Source organism: Mycobacterium sp. (genome assembly GCF_049647605.1).
Lineage (GTDB): Bacteria > Actinomycetota > Actinomycetes > Mycobacteriales > Mycobacteriaceae > Mycobacterium.
Map to the genome: position 1 here is coordinate 1 of NZ_JBARXZ010000005.1, position 3,783 is coordinate 3,783.

Here is a 3,783-nt window from a genome sequence, read left to right on the forward strand (position 1 = left end):
CCGAACGCTGCGCCGAGTACCCGATCTGGCTGCACACCTACAATCACCACCGCGGCCACACCGCACTCGGAGGCAAAACACCCGCTAGCTGTGTACCTAACCTCTCAAGTCAGTACAGCTAGACCGGCGGACGGGCGACTGTTCGCACTCGACTTGCGTGGCCGAGTACCTTGATTGGGCGAACGAGTTGGCCGGGCGGCCGCGGACGACAGGTTGATCCTGCACAGGGGGAGGAGGGGCAACCGGTCGTTCGAGGAAAGTCCGGACTTCACAGAGCAGGGTGATTGCCAACAGCAATCCGAGGTGACTCGCGGGACAGTGCCACAGAAAACAGACCGCCGGTGACGGTAAGGGTGAAACGGTGCGGTAAGAGCGCACCAGCATTCCGGGTGACCGGAATGGCTAGGCAAACCCCACCCGAAGCAAGGTCAAGAAGGTCATGTGGGGGCGTGACTGCGCAGGCGCTCGAGGGCTGCTCGCCCGAGCCTGCGGGTAGACCGCTCGAGGTACCCGGCAACGGTGTACCCAGATGGATGGTCGCCACCGCTCCCTCCGCGCCACGCGGGGAGGGAGCGGGACAGAATCCGGCTTACAGGCCAGCTCGTTCGCCTCAGAGCTTGCCGACAGATTTGTTCAGCTTGGCCAGCGCGGCCTCTACCTGGGAGCGGGCCCGTTCCGCCAGGTCGTGTTCACGCTGGTACAGCAGACCGTAGGTGAAGGTGTCCTCGCCGGCGACGTGTGCGGCATCGGCCTGGTGCAGCAGATGCGCGCGGCTGACATAGCTGTCCTGATGATCGCCCAGCAAAGTCTGGATCTGCTTGGCGGCTGAGGACACCTTGTCCGCACCCAGCGCTGATGCGGTGTACCGCAGCCGCTTGGCGCTCTTGCGGATCCGGTGCAGGGCCTCGTCCCGATCCTCGGTGGCCTCCTCGGCGGCCTTGGCGGCCTTGCGCACCCGTTTGTAGGCCGAATTGATCGTCACCGGCGCCGGTGGATCGTCGGCGGCGGCGATCTCGATGGTCACCAGCTCTTCGAGCGCGTCGAGCAAGCGGAAATACCGGGTGGTGCGCATGGCTGCCAGCGAGCGGCGATGCCCGACGCCGTACCGCTTGTGCGCCCCGTCGACCAGACGTTCCCGCACCGGGCCCCGAACCAGTTCACTCGGCAGTTCGTCGAGCCCGCTCTGATAGCGCTCCGCAAGCACCTCGGCGTCCCGGGCCACCCCGAGAACAGCGGCCAGGCTCCGCAACTCATCGAGCACCCAGCTGTCGTCGGTCAGGCCGAAGGACTCCTCGGACTCCTTGAGCAGGCTGCGCAGCTTCCGGGTGGTCACCCGCATCTGATGAACCGAATCCCAGACATCGGCGCGCACCGCCCGATCCCACTCCAGCAGCTCACCGACCAATTCGGCGACGGCGCGGTGCACCGGATCCTTGGGCGCGGCGGGCCGGGACGGGGAAGTGCCGCCGGTGGCGAGCACCCGCGCCAACTTGGAGCCCTGCCCTGCAGGTGCGCCGCCGGCGTCGAGCAGCCGGTTGCACAGCCGGTCGAGCAGACCGGGATCGGCATCCGGGGTCAGCAGCTCCAGCTCCCACTCCCGCCACGCCTGCTCGTCGCCACCGGCAGCCCAGGCGGTCACCTGGTCATCGCAGAACTCGGCCAGCGGCGTGCCGTCGGTCCCGTGCAGCAGGTTGATGTAGCGCGTCGTCGTGATCCGGGCGACCGGGGCCAACGGGCGGTCACGCACGATCGCCAGCACCACGTCCAGCAGGTCGGCCGGCACGGTGTCCTCGTCGGAGGAATCGAGCGGCACCCGCACCTCGGTGCGGGCGTCCTGACCGGCCGGCAGTTTCAGGTGCCAGCCCTCGTCTGAGCCGCCGGTGCGGCGGCGCAGCGTGATCTTGTGGGCCGCCAAGTCCTGCCCGGCGGTGTCGAAGTAGACCGCATCCAAGGACTCGGCCGGAGAGAGCTCTACCCGGGCGACGGCCGACAAACCGTCGAAGGATGGGGAGACCGTCGATTCGGTGACGTCGAACTTGCGCTCGACTTCCTTGTGCCGGGTCGGTTTTGCGGCTGCCATGTCCACCTTCGGTCCTGTGCGTGTGGAAGAGTTTGAACAGGGTCCCACATCCAGGTGAACAGATGGCGTCCGAAGACGGTGAGCTGCACCTGCGCTGTCCGACGGCCGGGTGAACTCCCGTCGGCGCCGGCGCGCGTGCCGAGGAGCCCGATGTCGGCATGGAAGTTCTTGCGGCAGATTTCATTCCGGGCCGTAGATCGGGCTGCCGGAACCGCCGGATGCAAGAATGTGACACATGCGCACCGAAGGCCGAGGGCGTCCACGTCTGGAGGAGTCACGCCGGCCCGGTCAAACCGCGCGCGAAGAGATCCTCGACGCCGCGGCCGAGCTGTTCACCACCCGCGGCTACTCCAGCACCTCCACCCGCGCCATCGCCGAAGCGGTCGGCATCCGGCAGGCCTCGCTGTATCACCACTTCGCGACCAAGGACGACATCCTCGACGCGCTGGTCGCCGGCACCGTCGACGCGCCGTTGATCCTCGCCGGTGAGTTGCTGGCCCAGACCTCGCCGGCGGCATCCCGGCTGCACCTGTTGATGGTCAGCGACGGCCTGCAACTGTGCGGCGGCCGGTGGAACCTCGGTGCGCTGTACCTGTTGCCCGAACTGCGGGTCGAGCGCTTCGCCGGATTCCGGGCCAAGCGCGCTCAGCTGCGGGGGCACTACGGCGAGCTGGCGCGCCAGGTGATCACCGAATGTGACGGCGTCGCCGATGCCGACGACCTGCCGTTCCGGCTGGTGGAATCGGTGATCAACCGGCGCTCCGATGACAACGGCTGCCCCGAGGAACAACCCTGGGTGATCGCCGACGGCGCGCTGCGTTCGCTGGGCTGGGCAGGGGACTTCGCGGCGCTGCGGAGGGGGACCGTGGATCACTTGTCCAGCGCACCCGTTACCGTCGGGGCATGACCTCCACCGACTTCCAGACCCTGCAGTACGTGCAATCCGGTGCCGCCGTCACCATCACGCTGAACCGGCCGGAGTCCGCCAACGGCATGAACGACATCATGACCCGCGAGCTGGCCGCGGCCGCCGAACAGGCCGACAACGAGGCCACCAAAGTGGTGGTGCTGACCGGTGCCGGCCGATTCTTCTGTGCCGGTGGCGATCTGAAGGCGATGGCGGCCTCCCCGCTGGGGCCCGGACCGTTCGTGAAGGGCATCGCCGACGACCTGCACCGGGCGATCTCGACCTTCGCGAGGATGGACGCCGTACTGGTCACCGTCGTCAACGGCGTGGCCGCAGGGGCCGGATTCTCACTGGCCGTCGCCGGTGATCTGGTGCTCGCCGCCGACAAGGCGTCATTCACGATGGCCTACACCAGGGCCGGGTTGAGCCCCGACGGAAGCGCCTCCTACTACCTGCCGCGGCTGGTCGGGCTGCGGCGCGCCCAGGAATTGATGCTCACCAACCGCACCCTCTCGGCCACCGAGGCGCAGGAATGGGGGCTGGTCAACGAGGTGGTCGAAGCGGAGACGCTGCCGCGGCGAGTCCTCGAGATCTCGAGTCAGATCGCTTCGGGGGCAAAGCAATCCAACGCCGCGGTGAAGAAGCTGCTACTCGCGTCCTTCGGCAATGACATCGAGACGCAGATGGCCCTGGAGGCCGATCTGATTGCGGCAAACGCCGACGGTGCCGACGGCCGTGAAGGTATCGACGCCTTCCTGAACAAACGCCTGCCGGACTTCAGCTGAATCGGACGCCC

3 protein-coding genes, 1 other RNA gene and 1 pseudogene are annotated in these 3,783 nt (G+C 67.5%); 4 read left to right on the plus strand and 1 reads right to left on the minus strand.

The window, feature by feature from the left end:
- Together WBB07_RS00640 and rnpB are read left to right on the plus strand one after the other, a co-directional pair.
- A pseudogene (locus WBB07_RS00640) lies at positions 1-122 on the plus strand (IS481 family transposase); the annotation flags it as partial.
- 61 nt (positions 123-183) lie between these two features.
- Positions 184-608: RNase P RNA component class A (rnpB, locus tag WBB07_RS00645), an RNA gene on the plus strand.
- Positions 609-610: 2 nt separating this feature from the next.
- Here rnpB and WBB07_RS00650 read toward each other — a convergent pair.
- Positions 611-2,086, minus strand: a complete 1,476-nt coding sequence (locus WBB07_RS00650; protein ID WP_526303737.1) for a CYTH and CHAD domain-containing protein — start codon at positions 2,084-2,086, stop codon at positions 611-613.
- 229 nt (positions 2,087-2,315) lie between these two features.
- Between WBB07_RS00650 and WBB07_RS00655 the strand changes: the two genes are divergently transcribed.
- Together WBB07_RS00655 and WBB07_RS00660 are read left to right on the plus strand one after the other, a co-directional pair.
- Complete coding sequence (locus WBB07_RS00655) at positions 2,316-2,987, plus strand: TetR/AcrR family transcriptional regulator (protein WP_526303739.1); 672 nt, start codon at positions 2,316-2,318, stop codon at positions 2,985-2,987.
- Positions 2,984-3,772, plus strand: a complete 789-nt coding sequence (locus WBB07_RS00660) for an enoyl-CoA hydratase/isomerase family protein (RefSeq protein WP_526303741.1) — start codon at positions 2,984-2,986, stop codon at positions 3,770-3,772. The genes WBB07_RS00655 and WBB07_RS00660 overlap by 4 nt, the downstream gene beginning before the upstream one ends.
- Positions 3,773-3,783 lie beyond the last annotated feature (11 nt).